Annotated in this window: 12 protein-coding genes and 1 CRISPR repeat array; of the genes, 10 read left to right on the top strand and 2 right to left on the bottom strand. The window is 38.4% G+C overall.

The features are described from left to right. Positions 1 to 10 precede the first annotated feature (10 nt). From csy1 to AAV97_RS08040, 7 genes are all read left to right on the top strand, one after another. On the top strand, positions 11 to 1,252 hold the full coding sequence (gene csy1 / locus AAV97_RS08070; RefSeq protein ID WP_046760300.1) for a type I-F CRISPR-associated protein Csy1: 1,242 nt from the start codon (positions 11 to 13) through the stop codon (positions 1,250 to 1,252). Continuing rightward, positions 1,252 to 2,136, top strand: a complete 885-nt coding sequence (csy2, locus tag AAV97_RS08065; protein WP_046760292.1) for a type I-F CRISPR-associated protein Csy2 — start codon at positions 1,252 to 1,254, stop codon at positions 2,134 to 2,136. The genes csy1 and csy2 overlap by 1 nt, the downstream gene beginning before the upstream one ends. 26 nt (positions 2,137 to 2,162) lie before the next feature. Beyond that, positions 2,163 to 3,176: a type I-F CRISPR-associated protein Csy3 gene (gene csy3 / locus AAV97_RS08060; RefSeq protein WP_046760299.1), complete on the top strand. Its 1,014-nt coding sequence runs from the start codon at positions 2,163 to 2,165 to the stop codon at positions 3,174 to 3,176. Between the two features lie 2 nt (positions 3,177 to 3,178). Then, positions 3,179 to 3,790 carry a type I-F CRISPR-associated endoribonuclease Cas6/Csy4 gene (cas6f, locus tag AAV97_RS08055; protein ID WP_046760291.1) on the top strand — a complete coding sequence of 204 codons (612 nt, stop codon included), beginning with the start codon at positions 3,179 to 3,181 and terminating at the stop codon, positions 3,788 to 3,790. 131 nt (positions 3,791 to 3,921) lie between these two features. After that, a CRISPR array of direct repeats spans positions 3,922 to 5,569; the repeat unit is 28 nt; unit sequence GTTCACTGCCACATAGGCAGCTTAGAAA. A gap of 248 nt (positions 5,570 to 5,817) precedes the next feature. After that, positions 5,818 to 7,875 (top strand): TonB-dependent receptor domain-containing protein, encoded by a 2,058-nt coding sequence (locus tag AAV97_RS08050; RefSeq protein ID WP_046760290.1) that lies wholly within the window; start codon positions 5,818 to 5,820, stop codon positions 7,873 to 7,875. A 160-nt stretch (positions 7,876 to 8,035) separates the two neighbouring features. Continuing rightward, the gene (locus AAV97_RS08045) at positions 8,036 to 8,830 is read left to right on the top strand and encodes a helix-turn-helix domain-containing protein (RefSeq protein WP_228136525.1); all 795 of its coding nucleotides are present in this window, start codon (positions 8,036 to 8,038) and stop codon (positions 8,828 to 8,830) included. A gap of 133 nt (positions 8,831 to 8,963) precedes the next feature. Further along, a complete protein-coding gene (locus AAV97_RS08040) occupies positions 8,964 to 9,752 on the top strand; it encodes a sterol desaturase family protein (protein ID WP_228136526.1) in 789 nt (262 codons plus the stop codon). A gap of 198 nt (positions 9,753 to 9,950) precedes the next feature. Here AAV97_RS08040 and AAV97_RS08035 read toward each other — a convergent pair whose 3' ends face one another. Further along, the gene (locus AAV97_RS08035) at positions 9,951 to 12,167 is read right to left on the bottom strand and encodes a TonB-dependent siderophore receptor (protein ID WP_046760287.1); all 2,217 of its coding nucleotides are present in this window, start codon (positions 12,165 to 12,167) and stop codon (positions 9,951 to 9,953) included. Positions 12,168 to 12,373: 206 nt separating this feature from the next. Further along, positions 12,374 to 12,892, bottom strand: coding sequence for an RNA polymerase sigma factor (locus AAV97_RS08030; protein WP_046760298.1), 519 nt, complete (start codon positions 12,890 to 12,892; stop codon positions 12,374 to 12,376). Positions 12,893 to 13,150: 258 nt separating this feature from the next. Between AAV97_RS08030 and AAV97_RS08025 the strand changes: the two genes are divergently transcribed. The 3 genes from AAV97_RS08025 to AAV97_RS08015 are packed head-to-tail and all read left to right on the top strand — an operon-like array spanning position 13,151 to position 20,559. Beyond that, positions 13,151 to 14,359 carry an efflux RND transporter periplasmic adaptor subunit gene (locus tag AAV97_RS08025; protein ID WP_046760286.1) on the top strand — a complete coding sequence of 403 codons (1,209 nt, stop codon included), beginning with the start codon at positions 13,151 to 13,153 and terminating at the stop codon, positions 14,357 to 14,359. 3 nt (positions 14,360 to 14,362) lie between these two features. Beyond that, positions 14,363 to 17,458 (top strand): efflux RND transporter permease subunit, encoded by a 3,096-nt coding sequence (locus AAV97_RS08020; protein ID WP_046760285.1) that lies wholly within the window; start codon positions 14,363 to 14,365, stop codon positions 17,456 to 17,458. Then, on the top strand, positions 17,455 to 20,559 hold the full coding sequence (locus tag AAV97_RS08015; protein ID WP_046760284.1) for an efflux RND transporter permease subunit: 3,105 nt from the start codon (positions 17,455 to 17,457) through the stop codon (positions 20,557 to 20,559). Before AAV97_RS08020 ends, AAV97_RS08015 begins: the two co-directional genes overlap by 4 nt. Positions 20,560 to 20,562 lie beyond the last annotated feature (3 nt).

Raw genomic sequence — 20,562 nt, 5'->3', positions numbered from 1 at the left:
GGGCGATAATATGACAGAATGTATTAATGATTTTTTAAATGAACGTAAAGAGCTTTGGTTAAAGGATCGGTTAAAAAAGGCTGAAAATGAAACAGTAGTAGCTGAATTACAGCAACAGGCAAATGATAAATTTAGTTTAAACGAATGGTTACCTGATGCAGCGAAACGTGTTACACAGCTTTCGATGGTCAGTCATCCCAGTAAGTTTAGTCATCCCAGTGCAAAAACTTCAAGTGTAATTGCCAAAGAGGAATACCGTAATGATGGTTACTTGCGAAGTGGAAATGTAGATTATCCACTAGATGTCTTTGGTAATGCAGCAGCAATGGATGTATTTAAATTTTTATCTTTACCGCTGACAGAAAAACTTACTGTATTAGAAGGTTTTGAACAACAAAATGAAGATTTAAAAACGCTGCTTATGGATGATAATTTAGATTTTGAGTCATTCAGCGCAGCATTTTTAAAAATAAAGGCAACAGATACATCAGTAAAAACTGATCACTTAGTAAAGCAGGTTTATTTTCCCATTGATCAGGACGAATACCATTTATTATCGATCTTAACACCATCAGGATTGGTGACTAGATTAAAGCAAACAATAGATGAAATACGTTTTTCTGAAGAAACAAAACGAGCTAAAGAGTTACGTAAGAAAAATGAACATCATGAAATTGGTTATGCAGATATTTTTGATCTTACAATAACTGCTTATGGCGGCACACAACCTCAAAATGTCAGTGTTTTAAATAGTCAAAATGCAGGGAGAGCTTATTTATTATCAAGCTGTCCACCTGTTTTTGAAAAGCGGAAAGTGAGGTTGCCAAGTTTAGACTTTTTCAAACAGTGTTTATATTGGAAAGCATTCAGAGCTGAATTTGAAAGCTTACAGCGGCTTATTAGTGAAATTAATAATCAACGTACCCGAGAAAAAATTGAAAAACTTTTACACCAAATAGTTGGCGATATTTTATTTATTGCTTTTTGTGTACGAAAAAATGAAAAGGGATGGTCTAGAAAGGAAAATTATCATTTTTTAACTTTAGAGCAAAAAATATGGCTTGATGATGCATATTTGGAACAAAGAGAAACTGAGAAGAAATGGCAAGAAGAAATAGCTCAAAGAATTGCAAAATGGATTCTAGGTAGTTTTGAAGAGTTCTGTGATTCTAAGTCATTTAGTAGTGCGGAAATTATTGAATTAAAAAGTATTGTATTTCAAGCATTGGATGAAGATAAGGAATTTTTTTAATGCGCCATTTTTTATTGATTTCTCATTTAAAACTTCATAATGCCAATGCAATGAGTAGTCCTTACACGATTGGATTTCCTGCAATGACTGCTTGGTTAGGTGCTGTTCATGCATTACAACGTAAATTACAAACCAAAGCGTGCGATGTATTTTTAACGAAAGTGGCAGTGAGTTGCCATGAATTTAACTTGCAGACATATAAGGGGCAAGGAGACTTTGTTCATTCGATTGTTGGTACAGCAAATCCATTAGATAAAGATGGGAGTCGACCTGCTTTTATTGAAGAAGCACGTTGTCATTTGGACGTTTCACTTCTCATAGAGATTGAAAATCTAAGCATAAAAAAGAGGGAGCAGCTTTTAGAGCTTGTTTCTGGTCTTGTTAATAGCATGAAATTTGCCAGCGGAGATGTTCTAGCAGTCAAGAGTTGTCAAATATTGGATTTTGACGAAGAAGAAAGCCATGACCGAGAGTTAAAGCCAATTTTAAATAAACTAATGCTCGGTCATGTACTTATTGAGCGTCGAGATATTGTTGTTGAAAGTATGAATCAAGGCAATGATGCTTTAGATGCAGTTTTAGATTATTTAAAAGTAACCCATAGTTCAAATTTAGATGAAAATGAAAAAGTAACGTGGACATCAAAACGTAAAGCCCAAGGCTGGCTAGTGCCTATAGCCGTTGGTTTTCAGGGCATTTCTGAATTAGGACAAGCAAAAAACCAGCGTGATGCAGATACCCCACATCGTTTTGCTGAAAGTGTCTTAACTTTAGGTGAATTTGTAATGCCCTATCGTATAGATCATATTGATCAATTGCTATGGCAGTATCATGTTGACTTAGAACACAATTTATATCTTTGCAAAAATTTAATGACCATTTGAATCAAAAAACTGAAAAGGAAAAAATTATGGCTAAAAATGAAAAAACAGTTGCAAGTGTTCTTGCATTTGAAAAAAAACTTGTCCCATCTGATGGTTATTTTTATGGAACTGTTTGGGAAAAGCGTAATGAACAAACAGCTTTAAAACTTATTTCAAAATCGGTGCGGGGAACAATTTCAAATCGTTTAAAACCTGCGGTTGCTGGCGATCCAATGAAATTGAATGCTGAAGTTGAAAAAGCTAATCTACAAACTGTAGATGCCTGTGCATTAGGTGAATATCAAGATACTTTGAAAGTTGGTTTTACTTTAAAAGTATTGGGTGGAATAGAAAACCCATCAGCTTGTAATAATGAAACTTTTTTAAAATCTTATCAGACAGTAGCAAAAAATTATATTGAACAATTCGGCTTTAGTGAGCTTGCAAAACGTTACGCACTTAATATTGTTAATGCCCGTTTTTTATGGCGTAACCGTGTAGGTGCTGAAAAAATTGAAGTTATGGTAACAATCAATGATCAGCCTGCTACAACTTTTAATGCTTTGGATTACTCTCTCCATGATTTTGAAAGTGTAGATGAGAAAGTTCAAAACTTAGCAGATCAAATTGCATCGGCGTTAAAAGGTGAAACTACGTATTTGCTGATCAAAGTTGAAGCTTATGCGTTAGTAGGTAAAGCTCAGGAAGTTTATCCGAGCGAAGAATTAGTTTTAGATAAAGGAAAAGGGGACAAAAGTAAAATTCTTTATCACGTTAATGATGTCGCAGCAATGCATTCTCAAAAAATAGGGAATGCATTGCGTACTATTGATACATGGTATCCAGAATTTGATGAAAAAAAAGCAGCTATTGCAATCGAACCATATGGAGCCGTAACCAATCTTGGAAAAGCTTACCGTACACCCAAAGACAAAAAAGACTTTTTTACCTTATTCGATAAATATGCTTTAGGTGAATCTTTAGAAAATACAGAGCAAGAACATTATGTGATGGCAGTTTTAGTTCGTGGCAGTGTATTTGGTCAAAGTGCTAAGGATTAATAATGAAATGTTATCAAGAAATCACTCTGATTGATCAGGCTGAGATTTCGCCATATTTTCTTTGGTCAAAAATCTATACTCAGCTGCATATCGCTTTTGCTGAACAGACGGATGAGCAGCAAAAGATCCCTTTTGGTGTATCTTTTCCTCAATATGTTTACGAGAAGATAGAAGGCAAGAAATCTCGTATTGGTATTGGTAAAAAAATACGCGTATTTGCCCAATCAGAAGCAGCATTGGAAACGTTGAATATAAGAAAATGGTTAGATCGGTTTCCTGATTATGTGCATATCACAGGTGTACGTCCTGTTCCTGAAAAAGTAACGGCTTACGCAGTTTATAAACGTAAGCAAGTTAAAACCAACGCTGAACGTTTGGCTCGCCATCGAGTCAAAAGAGGAGATATTGGCTTTGATGAAGCATTGAGCCGTTATCTTCAAGTGGTGACAACAACTGATTTACCTTATGTCCAAATGCTAAGTTTAAGTACATCGGATGAACAAGATAAAAAGCGTTTTAAGCTATTTATAGAAAAGCAGATCACTGAAAAATCTGAAACTCAGGTTTTTAGTACATATGGGTTAAGTTCTGTGTCTACAGTACCCGAGTTTTAACCCAATATTTTTTCACTCTTTAACAGTCTAATTAAATCAATAAGTTATGGTGGTGGGTTGAAACTTTGGTCTTTTGTAGATTTTTAGTCTTAACTCACTGTTATAACTTTATTTTTTGTTTTAAAATTACTGTTCACTGCCACATAGGCAGCTTAGAAATTGAAGCTTTGAAAGAATTATTGGCAGGTACGGTTCACTGCCACATAGGCAGCTTAGAAATCAAACTGACGATATAGTTAATAATTTTCCGAGTTCACTGCCACATAGGCAGCTTAGAAATCTGTCACAAACATTAAAGATTGAAATAAATAGTTCACTGCCACATAGGCAGCTTAGAAATCAAACTGACGATATAGTTAATAATTTTCCGAGTTCACTGCCACATAGGCAGCTTAGAAATCCTCAGCAAAAGACTCAAGCTTTTCCTAAGAGTTCACTGCCACATAGGCAGCTTAGAAATTTAAGAGATAGTGAGCTTATACATATTCTCGGTTCACTGCCACATAGGCAGCTTAGAAAGACCAGAAAATGTCTTTTTCATGTTGCGAAAAGTTCACTGCCACATAGGCAGCTTAGAAACGTAGGCGCGAACTGGAGAAATATATGTCATTGTTCACTGCCACATAGGCAGCTTAGAAATTTCTGATACTGCTAAATCTGAAATCCGTTCGGTTCACTGCCACATAGGCAGCTTAGAAAGTAGCTCTAATTTTTTAAGGATTGGCAAAATAGTTCACTGCCACATAGGCAGCTTAGAAAAAAATCATCTTAATTCATCACAACAAATTCAAGTTCACTGCCACATAGGCAGCTTAGAAAAGAGGTAAAAGTTTGACGACCAAAAATATAATGTTCACTGCCACATAGGCAGCTTAGAAAGAATTGATCTTTAACAATTTGAATTGCTGAATGTTCACTGCCACATAGGCAGCTTAGAAATGTGGGAAATACAGCAGTTGGATATTGATAATGTTCACTGCCACATAGGCAGCTTAGAAAATCCAACGCCCTGTATCAGTCCATAAATTGCTGTTCACTGCCACATAGGCAGCTTAGAAAATATCTATTTGTTGCTTTACATTTATAAGTTTGTTCACTGCCACATAGGCAGCTTAGAAAAGTGTGTAATTTGCTCTTGAACAAATGCGCAAGTTCACTGCCACATAGGCAGCTTAGAAATCTAGGGTTAATACCATCATAAGCCACATCATGTTCACTGCCACATAGGCAGCTTAGAAAACTCTGATATCCCAGTGCAGAAATATTAAAAAGTTCACTGCCACATAGGCAGCTTAGAAAACCCGATCAAATGCGTCGGGTTCGCAGTTTTTGTTCACTGCCACATAGGCAGCTTAGAAAAAGCATTTAATTAAAAATCAAATTCTAAGACAGTTCACTGCCACATAGGCAGCTTAGAAAACCTCGATAAGTTGTACCGATTGGCATGGTTGGTTCACTACCGCATAGGTAGCTTAGAAAAAGACGATTAGATAGCTCACTAATCAAGCTTCGTTCACTACCGCATAGGTAGCTTAGAAAAGTGCATTTAACATCAATCTACATTATGTGAAGTTCACTACCGCATAGGTAGCTTAGAAAACAATCTGAGCCATCGTAGCCACATTAACGATGTTCACTACCGCATAGGTAGCTTAGAAAATCCTCTTCGTAAATATCAAAACCAATTCTTAGTTCACTACCGCATAGGTAGCTTAGAAATGCAGAAGACTATATAGACAAAACTGTCGATAGTTCACTACCGCATAGGTAGCTTAGAAATTGCTAACGTTTTGAATTGCCGAAAAGTCTGAGTTCACTACCGTATAAATCCCTTAAAAATATAAACGCCTTAACATCTTCGCTAAATTTAGGAAAGTACAAACGATATGGAATAATTTTTATAGTAAATAAAAGATGATAATTTAAATGATAATTATTTGCATTATTAATTGCATTTGAATATTTGGTAAAATACAATGTGCAACAATTCTTACACAATCCCTCCGTAATTTGAGTTGCGTATTAACATGAATAAACAATTAACACTTCAAGCACTATCTCTCTCCATACTCTCAGCAATGTCAATTTCAACATATGCAAACGAGACTTCAGAAGACTCTTCCAAGCTTAAAACGATCGTCGTTACAGCAAGTAGTCAGGCGGTCGATGTTAAAGAAGCACCAGCCAGTATTAGTGTGATTACCAGTGAAGATATAGAAAAACAACCGGTGGGTAGTCTTGGCGAGTTATTAAGTAAAGTACCTGGGGTTACTGGTGGAATTAGTCCTAGCAAAGAAGGCTCTAAAATTAAACTACGTGGTTTACCTGACAATTACACACTGATTCTCGTGGATGGTAAACGTATCGGTTCTTCCCGTGATGTCAGTTATCGTCCAGATTTAGGACGTCAGGATTTAAACTGGATAACTCCAGATATGATTGAAAGAATTGAAGTTGTACGAGGACCAATGTCTTCATTGTATGGCTCAGATGCAATGGGTGGTGTCATTAATATCATCACCAAAAAAATCCCAAGTGTTTGGGGTGGCAATGTCACACTAAATTATACTCAACCTACAACGTCTGCAGATTTAGGTACGACTTTACAAACAGGCGTGATGGCTGCTGGTCCATTGACGGATACACTGGGGTTACGACTAACCGCAGGAATGACTGAACGAGAAGCAGATAAAAAATATAAAGCGGGTGATGGTACAACAGGTTCTAAAGATCAAAACTATAATGCAATGTTGCACTACCAGCCAACAGACAAACAGTCATTCAGTTTTGAAGCAGGGCATAGCATTCAAAAGAATGAGAAAGGTTCGCAAATTAATCAAACTACGGGAGCTGAACAAACCACAAGTTGGGGTGCTGCAGAATTAGAACACAATACATTCAGCATTTCGCATCAGGGTGACTGGGCGATTGGTCAATCTAAATTAAGTGCCTATTACAATGATTATGATTCGAGTGTAGGTGAACTTACGACTAAATCAAACGAAATGATTGTTGAAGGTAGTTTAACCATGCCATTTGAAGCGGTGTTTAAGCAGGCTTTAACTGTTGGGGGGCAATGGAAACGACAAGAATTAACCAATTCAGATACCATAGGAACATTACCGGGTGGAAGTTGGGATGGTAAAAGCTACACGGATCCAAAAGTAGAAAATAAGAACTGGGCATTATTCTTTGAAAATAATATTTCACTGCTAGACAATTTGACTTTCACTGTCGGTAACCGTTTAGATCATGATGATAAATATGGAACTCATCATAGTCCACGTGGATATTTAGTTTATAGTCCAACTGACGACCTTGTTATTAAAGGCGGCGTAGCAAAAGGTTTCCGTGCACCTACAGTAAAAGAGTCTTCCCCAGGTGCTGCAACTCAATCAGGTGGAAATGGTTGTAATGGTCTGAGAGGTAAAACATGGTATGATAGCAAGAATAATCCACATGTTTATACAGGTGGTAGTTGTTTTATGACAGGTAATCCAAATCTTAAGCCTGAGGAAAGTACAAACTATGAGATTGGTGTGAACTATACGGGCTTTGGAACAGACTTGGGGTTGACATTCTTCCATACAGATTTTAAAAATAAAATTACTTATTTGCCATTAGGCTATGAAAACGGGACTTGGTTTACGCGTAATGAAAACATACAAAGCGCAGTAACACGTGGTATCGAGATGGTGGCAAATTTTCCAATTCTTGATAATTTAAAATGGAATAATAATGCCACCTATTTCTTAAAAGCAAAAAATGAAGACACAGGTGCAACCCTAATCAATACATCAAAATTAACAATAAACTCAGCATTGAATTGGCAAGCATCAGATCCATTAAATGTTGAATTGTCTGCACAATATTTAGGTAAGCAATATTTAAGTGATAAGACAGTAAAGCCGACAATGCAAAAACCACACACCATTGTAAATTTAGCCAGTAATTATAGCGTAAATGATAAATTAACGCTTCGTGGCGGTTTTACTAACTTATTAGATAAGAAGTTATCGAATGGTTCAGACGTTTATTTGGTTGAGCGTCAAAAAATATTTGTGGGTGCAACCTATAAGTTCTAGTCGACACATCGAATTGTTAAGCTAAGTACACTCTTTCTAGAAATGAATTAATAAAACCACCCACCGGTGGTTTTTAAATAGGTGCTTAAAAGGGATGAATAAGTAGTCAAAATGCTATTGTATAAATTTAAATGATCAATTTAATAAGGCGATAACTTTTGTGAAAAAAAGTGACGTATCTTCTAAATACTGGCTGGGAAAAATCTCAATTGGCTATGGCATTGGGTATTTTGAAGGGAATGTTGGCGATAACGATTTACATCGACACCATGCGCACCAATTAAGTTTTGCAAAAAATGCAGGAGAATGTATTCAGGTCAGTGGTGAGGAACAATGCATATTTAGCAGTGGCGTATATATTACAGCAAATACATTGCACCATTTAAAGTCAGGAACATATTGTTCAATTTATATTGATCAAACACATTTTCTTGCGTCGATCATCCATCAATACTTACAACCCAACTCTGCAATGACTGTGTTACCTGAAGATTTGGTGATTGTACTTCGTAAATATTTTATCCAGCAGCGTCATCACGATAAAGCTTTTCAAATGCTGCTAAATTACTGTGGAATTAATCATTTTAAACAACCCACGATAAGAAAACAGCATCTTTCCAATTTTCTTAGTTCGAGTAAACAGCAAGATTTAACCCTTAAACAAATCGCTGAACAATTTAATCTCTCAGAAAGTCGTTTTAGTCACTGGTTTAGTGAAAGCTTTGGTATTTCTTATAGAAGTTATCGTAAATGGTTACGACTACTTCAAACGATTCAATCAACTAGTCAGCAAACTACCCTGACAAATGCGGCATATCAATCCCACTTTTCTGATCAAGCTCATTTCAGTAGAACGTGCAAACAGATGTTTGGTATTCAACCTTCACTGTTAAAATTCATTCCATCGATCGAACAGATTCCGATGTGGCAACCATCTGATCCTATACTTGAATAGTAATCTAGCTGTTTCATTCAATTCTTTTCTCTTTCTAATCTACATACTGAAATGACATTTTAAACGGAAAAGGAGTGATGAATTGAATACCTTGTTAAAGATGTCATTCAGGTATTTATTTTACCCAGTTTGGATGGCTTTGACTGTTTGGGTTATGCTTTTGATTTTATCGGGGCAGATTACATATTGGTCAAGTTCGATCTTATTTATTGTGCTGAGTGGTTTGATGATTGCTTTGGCTGAATATCATTCGCCCTATCAGCCGAATTGGTTAGAGTCACATCAAGATGGATTGACCGATATTTTACATGCTATTTTTAATTTAGTTTTGATTGTTTCTGTATCTAAAATAATTGAAATATTGGATATATTTAGATTTTTCCCACGTCTCTGGCCAGAGCAATGGTCATGGTTTTGGCAACTTATGCTTGTCGCCTTGGTGATCGACTTTGGATTGTGGTTGATGCATCGTTTCAGTCATCGTTATAAGTTTCTATGGAAATTACATGCAATTCACCATCATTCTAGTCGGCTATACTGGTTGAATGCTGAAAAAAGGCATCCATTGAGTGCCTTAATACTTGCAGGACCAAGCCTTATGATTCTTGCAATCTTAGGTGCTCCAAGTATATTGATTGGTTGTTGGATGATGTACATGGCGGTACACTTATTTTTTCAACATGCCAATGTGGACTATCGAGTCGGCGCTTTAAAATATATTTTTGCTGTTGCTGAAGTACATCGCATTCATCATAAACACGGGCATGGTCGGAAAAATTTTGGTGAGGTGTTTATCTTTTGGGATATTATTTTTGGAAGCTTCTATTATGAAAAGCAAAAGATTAAACCAGATCAAGTAGGTGTACGTAGCCCAATTCCAAATGAATATTTGGCGCAATTAAAATGGCCATTTCAAAAGTAGTCAGACAGATGTCTAGTCTAGAGCAAATTAAACTCATTGTATTTCTGGTAGTCAAATTTAGTACTGACTAAAAGGACTGTTATTTTATAAGCATAAAGTGGTCATCACGACCACTTTATCGTTTTATTTTAAAACTCAAACACATTACTAGATTGAATTTATTTAAGCTCGGATTTAATCATAAATTTAAAAACAGAATTACCAACTGTAGCGAACACCTACATTAAAGTTTGTGGGTGCACCATAATAACTATTGGTGGTCGCTAAATGATATTTTTCATTGAATAGATTATTCACATTGAGATTGACCAACAAATTTTCATTGATTTTATAACGTGCCATCAAATCAACGATTGTATAACTGTCTTGAGTAAAGCGTGTATTTATAGGGCGAGTCACATCCGAATAAATATCGCTTTGCCAACGTAGACTGCCACCTACTGTCAGTGCTTTATCGAAATAAGGCAGGGTGTAAGTGGTAAATATTTTTGCTGTATTGTTGGGGATATTGGTATTTATGGCGTTGTCTTTATTATCCTTTGATAGATTACGAGTGAAACTTCCTGAAACTTGCCATAACTCTGTCAGTTTTCCAGTTGCTTCTAGTTCAAAACCTCTACTTTCTGTACCTGATTCAGCGCGATAAGCTTGCGAGCCATCTGGAGCAAAAACTCCATCGACAGCAATGGCTTTATTGTCTTCTTTGGTTTGATAAATGGCAGCACCAATATTTAATTGATTGTCGAAGAACTCACCTTTAATTCCAAGCTCAGTGCTATTTCCAATAAGCGGATCTAAATAGTCACCACTCACAGTTTTTCTGTCTTGTGGAGAAAAGATACTGGTATAACTGGCATAAGTGGTCCACTGCTCAGTCAAATCGTAAGTCAACCCAATATAAGGAATCACTTCACCTGTTTCTTTGCGTGATGTTGTTTCGGTAGTGTTTGTGGCATTGTCATGATTTTTGGTCACACGCTTCCAATCTTCAACGCGTGTCCCCAAGATAATTGCAGCTTTGTCTGAAGGCTTTAATCGAACAGCGCCGAATATAGAGCGACTACTGTCATCACCACTGTACCAGCCATCAATCATTGTTTCTGGACGAGTTGGATTATGTCCATCCCAAGTGAAAATATTACCTAGATTACCATCCCAAGACATTCCATTATTCCAACCGGAATATGTTGGGCGTTGATTGTCACTTTTTGTATAGGTTGTCCCTACGACGACATCATGAGTTTGGTTAAACAGATTAAAGGAACCATTTAAGGTTAAATTAAATAGATTCTGTGTAGGTTCATAATCCCAACGTGTGGCATAAATTAATGCGCCAGCACCTGTTTGTTTATCGATGCCGGAACTATATGCATAGCCGACTACCTCATCAGAAGAGGTTTCAGTTCGAGAAATCGTTCCCTTGAGTTTCCAATTATCATTAAATTTATGTTCAATATCTGCAAAATAACCTGTTGTTGAACGGTCTGAATAGGTCCAGTCAGCTGCCGCTGAATCAGAACGTGACCAATTGATCAGTGATCCATCTTTATAGTATGAAGGTAAGCCCCCACGTGCGATGCCTGTAATATCAATTTGTTGGTGGCTGATACCGAAACTTGCTTTGGTTCGATCAGTCAAATCAGCTTCAAGTACACCATAAGCAACTTTACGTTCTTCAGCATAACGATCGATATAAGAGTCGCCATCTTGATAAGCCAATACGGCACGACCACGAAGACTTCCTGATTGGTTTAATGGTGATGAAACATCAATATCGGTACGATATGTGTCCCATGAGCCAGCACTTGCACTCACTGAAGCTTTAAAATTCTGTAATGGTTTTTTCCTAACCATGTTGATACTGGCACTTGCTGAACCGGCACCAGTCATTAAACCATTAGCACCACGTACAATTTCAATACGGTCAAAAAGCGCAGTATCTTGGCTTTGAAAGATACTTGAATAAGAGTTTAGGAGTTTTACACCATCCAATAAGTAATTGTCTACGCTTTGACCACGCGCATAAATTGGTGTGTTATCGGAGCCGATATTTCCGCCTTGATTGATGGTTAAACCCGCAGCTTGAGTGACCACATCTGTTAACTGGGTGAGATTTTGATCTTCCATTTGCTGGCGAGTAATCACACTTACCAGTTGCGGTGTTTCTTTTAAACTGAGGGCTAATCCAGTGGATGCAGTGGTTGCTTTCGCCGTATAAAGACCTGTTTCTTCTGTTGTTAATGTATCACTGTTGGCAGCAGTGACCGTAATGGTAGGGAGTTGTTCGGAATTTTGTTGCAGATTCTCAGTATTATCTGATGCTGCAAATAATGATCCATTGACCAAAATAGATCCACCCCAAAGTACAGTTCGAATAGCCACAGTCAGAGCATGCTTAGCTTGATGTTCCTTCATAAGATTCTCATACGAGTTATATTTATCTATTAGTCGTTTAATGTGAAAAAAAAGCTCAAATTTTTCTAAATTTTTTACTTTTAGACAATTTGAAAATAAAAATATTAAAAAAGAAATGTTTGTTATTTTATATAAATCAGTGACTTGAATTTTAATTTGTAAAGCCTTTATATCATCGAGAAAATATTAATCTGATCACGATATATCTAGTTCAAGGTATTGTTATAGGTTTTAGAACAAGCGCTGAATGCCTGCTTCATATCTCTTTTTACTGTGGCCTGTGAAATATTGAGTTGCTGACCAATGGCGCGATAAGTCATTCCTTCTAACTGAGATAATAAAAAAACCTGAGCAACTCGATTGGGAAGGTTTTCAAGGGTTTGTTGGACCTGATTCAAAGTTTCGCGCATGCAGATTTGATGTTCAGTCGAAGGATAATCATCTTGAGTGATTGAAGGGAGTGTCTCTAAATAACCTCGTTCAATTTGCTGATGTCGCCAATGATCAATGATGACATGTTTGGCTATGCCCAATAGCCATGCTTTAGGTTCTTTGATTTCTTCAAAACGATAGTTGCTTTTTAATGCACGATAAAAAACTTCTTGACTCAAGTCTTCTGAAGAATGGTGATTATGCAGCTTATGCTTAAACCACAAAACCAAACTACTTTGATAGTCTTGATAAATATGGTTGAACCATTGCTGTTTTTCTACGTTCAAATTCATTGAAGTTGCCTGTTGAATCAGCGAATAGAACAAAGTTTTGCTGGGTAGATATAAGTATTGAAAATAATGATAGTGATAATGATTATTAAATGCAATAATAAACATTACAAAAAGCAACATGTAGTATTGAACTGATTTAAATCAAGTTTCATCAAGCGAATGGATGAAATGAGCACTGATTTTTAGTGAATTATCACTTTATTAGGTTTGATCTTTGTAAATATCGCGAATTCTGCGACTGTCTGAATAAGAGTTTTTATGAGTAATCCATTAGTCAATATAAGCCCCAAAAAGAGTTCACTTCAGCAGAAGTTTAAATATTTAATTGGATTAATCATTCTCATTGGCTTGGCGCTGGCAGGTTTTTATTGGAAAAAATCGACGTCTAAACCTGTAGAGGAATACAGTCAGTGGAGTAAACCTGTTCCTGTAAGAACAGTATCCGTACAGCAGCAAAATTTACAACTTGAGATCAAAGCTATAGGAACGGTAATTCCTGCACATACCGTCAATGTTCAAAGTCAAGTTTCTGGTGTGCTACAACAAATTTATTTTAAAGAAGGTCAATGGGTTAAAAAAGGCGAGCTACTTGCACAATTAGATCCTGCACCGTTTCAAGTTGCATTGGCACAGGCGCAGGGCACCCAGCAGCAAAATTTAGCACAACTGCAAAATGCAGAAACAGAGTTAAAACGTTATCAATTACTGTTTAAGCAAGACTCGATTGCCAAACAGCAAGTCGAACAACAACAAGCATTGGTGAATCAGCTTAAAGGGCAAATACAATCAAACAAAGCCCAAGTTGATGCGGCTAAATTACAGCTATCGTATACACGAATTTATTCACCGATTGCAGGGCGAGTAGGCTTTAGACAAAAAGATGCCGGTAATTTGATTCAGGCCAATGAAACAACAGGCTTGGTCACAATTACTCAAGTCCATCCTATTTATGTGCAATTTGCAGTTGCCGAAAATTATTTGATGGGGCTACGTGATACTTTGAAAAAAGGACAGCAAATTGAAGTGAGTGCATGGGACAAAAGCGAGCAAAATAAGTTAGCGATGGGACATGTGCAATCACTGGATAATCAGATTGATGTCAGTACCGGAACATTAAAGCTAAAAGCAGTATTTAACAATCAAGACGATGCTTTATTTCCTAATCAATTTGTCAATGTTCGCTTGAATACACAGACGATTCAGAATGCCATCACGATTCCAAATGATGCTGTGCAACATGGCGCCAAAGGAACCTATGTTTATATTGTTAATCCACAACATAAAGCTGAAATTCGCATGTTAAAACTGGGCATGACTTCAAACGGTCAAATTGAAGTGATAGAGGGTTTAACAGCAAAAGAGCAGGTGGTTTTAGAAGGGATTGATCGACTATCAGAAGGAAAAGAAGTTCAAATCGTTTCAGATCAGCGCCAACAAACTTCAAACGTGGACGCAACTCAGAGATAAATCATGAATATTTCACGATTCTTTATTTTACGTCCAGTCGCTACGACGCTGTTAATGCTTGCCTTGTTATTCAGTGGTTTCTTAGTTTGGCGTTTGCTCCCTGTATCTGCTTTGCCACAAGTCGATTATCCGATTATTCAGGTATATACCTTTCAACCCGGTGCAAATCCCGATACGGTGCAAAGAACCATTACCGCGCCACTTGAACGTGAAATGGGGAAAATTGCAGGGTTGAAACAGATGTCGTCCAGTAGTTCTGTTGGTGCGTCGGTAATTACTTTACAGTTCGAACTCAGTGCGGAATTGGGTGTAGTTGAGCAAGAAGTGCAGTCCGCACTCAGTACAGCCAGCAATAAGTTACCCGATGATCTGCCCACACCACCTGTGTATCGCAAGGTTAATCCTGCCGATGTTCCAGTGATTACTTTGGCCATTAGTTCTGATACTTTGCCTTTAACTACAGTCTATGACATGGTTGATACACGTGTTGCTCAGAAACTTTCACAACTGACTGGTGTGGGCATGGTCAGTCTTGCAGGTGGGCAAAGACCTGCAATACGGGTACAAATGAATCCAGCCGCGCTTGCTTCTTACAAAATGAGTGCAGAGCAAGTACGAACAGCGATTCAGTCAGCCAATGCCAATCAACCGAAAGGCAGTTTTGATGGTCCTTTTCGAACCACAATGTTGGATGCCAATGACCAGATTCGCTCAATTCACGATTATGAAAATTTAATTTTGCGATGGAATAACGGCGCACCGATACGTTTAAAAGATGTGGCAAAGATCATAGAAGGCAGTGAAGACCGTTATATGGCGGCTTGGGCAGACAGCCAGTCAGCGATTTTGGTGAATATTCAACGCCAACCGAATGCCAATGTGATTCAGGTTGCTGATCAAATTAAGCAGGTATTGCCTGAATTACAAAAGAATTTACCTGAAAACGTTAAAATTCGGGTTTTAACAGATCGTACGGAAAGTATTCGAAGCTCAATTCGAGATGTACAAAAAGAATTGGTTTTTGCTGTTTGTCTTGTGGTCATGGTGACCTTTCTGTTTTTAAAGAATTTATCTGCAACCATCATTCCAAGTATTGCTGTACCGCTTTCAATTATTGGTACTTTTGTGGTGATGTATTTTCTAGGTTTCTCTGTTAATAATCTGACCTTAATGGCACTGACGATTGCGACGGGTTTTGTGGTCGATGATGCGATTGTGATGCTGGAAAATATTGCACGGCACCGAGAGTCTGGAGAAAATTTATTACAAGCAGCATTGAAAGGTGCTCGAGAAATTGGCTTTACTCTTATATCTTTGACAGTCTCATTGATCGCAGTACTGATTCCATTACTGTTTATGGGCGACGTCGTTGGGCGCTTATTCCATGAGTTCGCAGTCACTTTGGCAGCAGCAATCGCAATTTCTTTGGGGGTGTCTTTAACATTGACACCGATGATGTGCGCCTATTTACTCAAAAAAACTCAGCATGCAACTTCAAAAAAGTCTTGGAGCTTAGATCAAGTTATTGATTATTATGCTAAAGGGTTGACGTGGGTTTTTCGCCATCAACCCCTGACCTTAGTCGTAATGTTGAGTACAGTATTGCTGGCAGGATTCTTATATTGGGCGATTCCCAAAGGATTTTTCCCAGTGCAGGACAGTGGGGTGATTCAAGTCGTAACTGAAGCACCAGATGATATTTCATTCCAAGCCATGAGTGAACGTCAGCAAAAACTTGCCAGTCAAATTCTCAAAGATCCTGCGGTTGAAAGTTTATCTTCATTTATTGGAGTAGATGCCAATAATCCGAAACTGAGCAATGGGCGTATTTTAATTAACCTAAAGCCACATGCTGAGCGTGATGATGCTGATCTGGTGATGTCCCGTTTGCGTAAACAAATGAGTCAAGTTCAAGGTATTTATGGATGGATGCAACCGGTACAGGAGTTGAGTATTGAAGACAAAATTAGTCGGACTCAATATCAACTCAGTTTAAGTGCAACACAAGCTTCAGACTTAGAAAAATGGACGCCTCTATTGGTAGATGCATTGGCACAACGTTCTGAATTTGCAGATGTCACCAGTGAGGGGAGTGGACAAGGTTTACAGGCATTTATTGAGGTCAATCGAGATGCTGCATCTCGTTTAGGTTTAAGCGTTGAAGATATTAGTTTGGCTTTACAGAATTTATTTGCCCAACGTCAGATTGCGACACTGTATACCCAATCAAATCAGTATCGTATTGTCTTAGAGCTCAATCCTGATTTGACACAAGGTTTGGATCATTTAGGGCAAACTTATATTCATAATGGTAATGGTGAACCCATATTACTCAGTACTGTTGCTACGATTGTTCAAAAAAGAGTGCCGATTATTTTACAACAACAAGCACAATTTCCTGCCAGTGGTGTGTCTTTTAATCTTGCTTCAGGTGTGGCATTGGGAGATGCAATTAAAACCATTCATGAAGTGGAACGACAGCTCAATTTGCCTATCGATGTGAAGTTGAAATTACAAGGTGCGGCGGCAGCATTTGAAAATGCCCAACAACATACATTTTGGCTGGTCATCGCCGCGATTGTCACGATGTATATTGTTTTGGGGATTTTATATGAAAGTTTTATTCATCCCATTACCATTCTTTCAACATTACCCTCTGCTGCAATCGGTGCTTTAGTGGCTTTGTTTTTGGTACAACGACCGTTGGATATGATTGCATTGATCGGAATCATCCTATTAATTGGTCTGGTCAAGAAAAACGGCATCATGATGGTCGATTTTGCTTTGGCTGCGCAAAGGAATGAAGGTTTGACACCGCAGCAGGCGATTTATCAAGCAGCATTAATGCGCTTTCGTCCGATTTTAATGACCACACTTGCAGCATTGGTCGGAGCGATTCCACTCATGTTGGCTTCGGGCGCTGGTGCAGAATTACGCCAACCACTCGGCATTGTGATGGTCGGTGGTTTGATTGTTAGTCAGTTACTCACCTTATTTACAACACCCGTGGTTTATTTATTCTTTGATCGATTGCAACAATCTTTTTCAAAATCTGAGTCATCAACAATAACGGCAAATGAAGTAGGGAGAGAGTCTTGAAGGTGCTCTCAAACTTTATTCATCGACCCGTTGCCAGCATATTGTTGGGTATAGCAATTGTATTGTTGGGCATATTGGCTTATTTCCGCTTGCCAGTGGCAGCTCTACCGCAAGCTGATATCCCCACAATTGTTGTACGAGCCAGTTTACCAGGAGCAAGTCCAGAAAGTATGTCTGCGACAGTGGCAACTCCTTTGGAACGAGCTATGATGGGGGTGTCAGGGGTTAAAGCCATTAACTCTTCGAGTAGTCAAGGTTCAAGTCAAGTGGTTTTGCATTTTGCTTTGGATACGGACATTAATGAAGCTGCTCGAGAAGTACAAGCAGCGATTAATGCGGCAATGTCACAGCTTCCTTCTGGTATGCCTAGCCCACCTGAATATTTTAAAATTAATCCAAGTCAAAGCCCGATTCTTTATTTGGCATTGAGTTCAAAGCATTTATCTGCTGGAAAACTCTATGAGATTGCTGCGAATCAATTACAACCGAATCTTGCTCAAGTCAGTGGTGTTGGTGAAGTTGCCATTGATGGTGCCTCTATGCCTGCGGTGAGAGTGATACTTAACCCGAATGCTTTGATTGCTCAAGGGATCTCTTTGGAGCAAGTTCGTGAAGCGATTGTTCAGGCAAATCGAACACAGGCATTGGGTGTCATAGAGACTGAAAAATTAAGATGGCAGGTCGCACTTTCAAATGACTTAAAAACTGCACAAGACTTTGCTGATTTGGTGGTTTATCGAAATGCGCAGACATTGGTTCATTTAAAAGACGTTGCAGAGGTACAAGACTCCGTTGAAAATCGTTATGTCAGTGGTTTTCATAATGGTCAACCTGCTGTGATTATTAAAATCAGCCGTCAGCCCAATGCCAATACTGTTGCGACCATTGAAAAAATAAAAGAAAAGATACCCGAGTTAAATGCCTTGATTGCTGCGGACGCTCAACTCATCACCGTGATGGATGGATCAGAGATTATTCGAGCAAGTCTTGATGAAGCACGTGATACTTTATTATTTTCCATGTTTTTGGTGATCGTCGTCGTCGCATTGATGTTGGGACGTTTACAAAGTGCAATTGTGCCCAGTATTGCCTTGGTGGTGACTTTGATTGGCGCATGTAGTTTGATTTATCTCGCTGGTTTTTCACTGAATAATTTGTCGATTATGGCTGTGATTGTGGCAATCGGATTGGTTGTGGACGATGCCATTGTCGTCTTAGAAAATATTGAGCGCCATATTGAACAAGGTGAACAGCCTGTTCAAGCCGCAATCAAAGGTATCAGTGAAGTTGGTGCGACTTTGGTGGCAATGAATTTAGCTTTGGTGGTGATTTTTATTTCCGTACTATTTATGGGCGGTGTAATTGAACGATTGTTTAGAGAGTTCTCTTTAACTTTAGTGTTTATTGTCATTTTATCTGTATTGGTGTCATTGGTTCTGACCCCCAGTTTGTCTGCACGGACACTTAAACCCCTTAAAAGTTATCAGCATCAAGCTTTGTACCAGTTTAGCCATCGTACAACACAATATTTAACTCAGCTCTATTTGCGCTCCCTGAAATGGATGATTGGACATGCCTATATTGCAATTCTATTGTGGATTGGGGCAATTGGGGCATCCGCATATCTTTACCAAAATTTATCGAAACGGGTGCTACCTGAGCAAGATACAGGTCGTGTAGATGCCTTTATACGTGGTGATGATGGGTTCTCTTTTCAGATCATGCAGCCGAAAATTGCCAGTTTCAGTCAAAGTGTATTAAAAGACCCAGCCGTAAAAGATGTCATTGGGACTTCAGGCGGAGCAGGAGGAACCACGAACTCTTTTCTCATGGTGAGTTTAAAACCTAAAGCCGAGCGTGGTGGAAAATCTTCACATGAAATTGTTGAGCGACTTAAGCAAAATGCACCTTGGCAAGCTGGGGCAATTTTCTCGGCACGTGTTAAGCAAGAGTTAGAACTAGATGATCCATTTTCAAGCGGGAGTGGCCAAGATTATATGTTGCTTCTGCAATCTGACAATGTTGCCTTATTACGCCAATGGGTGCCCAAAGTTGCGCAGGCCATGCAAAAACTTCCTGAACTTGAGGAAGTTGAAAGCATGGGAGATGAAGGCGCTCAGCATGTCACATTAGATATAGATCGTGAAGCTGCTCGTCGTTTGGGCGTAGAGATTGAAAATATCTCGAGTGTATTGAATAACTCATTTTCACAACGTCAGATTTCAACCATTTATGATCAAAATCAACAATTTCATGTGGTGATGGAAGTCGATAAGCATTTTACTGAGCATCCAGAAGCTTTGGCGAATGTGCGTATACCGAATCAACAGGGTGCATCTGTACCATTGAGTAACTTTGCTAAATGGTCCTATGGGATTAGCAACGATCGAGTATATCGCCGTAATCAGTTTGCAGCGATGGGGATCGGTTATGTGGTGAAACAAGGTTACAGTTATGAACAGGCCGATGCTGCGATACGATCTGTTTTGCCTGAAGTGATGTTGCCCAATGAAATATTTATGACCACGGATAAAGATGTGGAAGCAGAAAGTTTACAAGGTGGCTTAAGCACAGCATGGTTAATTTTGGTGGTGATACTACTGATTTATATTCTATTAGGGATTACTTATGAGAGTGTGGTTCATCCCTTAACTATTTTATCTACCATCCCTGCTGTGGCATTGGGAGCGCTATTTACCCTATGGTTATTTGATTTTCAATTTACCCTTATTGCACTTTTAGGCATGTTTTTGTTGATTGGTATCGTGGTGAAAAATGCCATCCTTTTAATTGATTTTACTTTGCTTGAACGGCGTCAAGGTAAGTCCGCATACCAAGCCGTGTTGTCTGCTGCAAGCTTGCGTTTTCGTCCGATTTTAATGACCAATAGCGCAGCACTACTTGGCGCGATTCCATTGGCACTTAGCTGGGCTGAAGGGGCTGAGTTACGCCAACCTTTAGGTGTAGTCATTGTGGGGGGATTAGCACTGGGTCAGTTATTCACCTTATATAGCACACCTGTCTTATATTTAGCTTTGGAAAAGTGTGCAGAATTTTGCGCAAGATTGAAGCGTAGCCATACCGTTCAGTCAGGTCAGTAGGAA

Source organism: Acinetobacter sp. Ag2 (assembly GCF_001005515.1).
GTDB classification, from domain to species: Bacteria; Pseudomonadota; Gammaproteobacteria; order Pseudomonadales; family Moraxellaceae; genus Acinetobacter; species Acinetobacter bereziniae.
The sequence above is the reverse complement of the archived record's forward strand: the minus strand, read 5'-3'. Positions and strand labels throughout refer to the sequence as shown.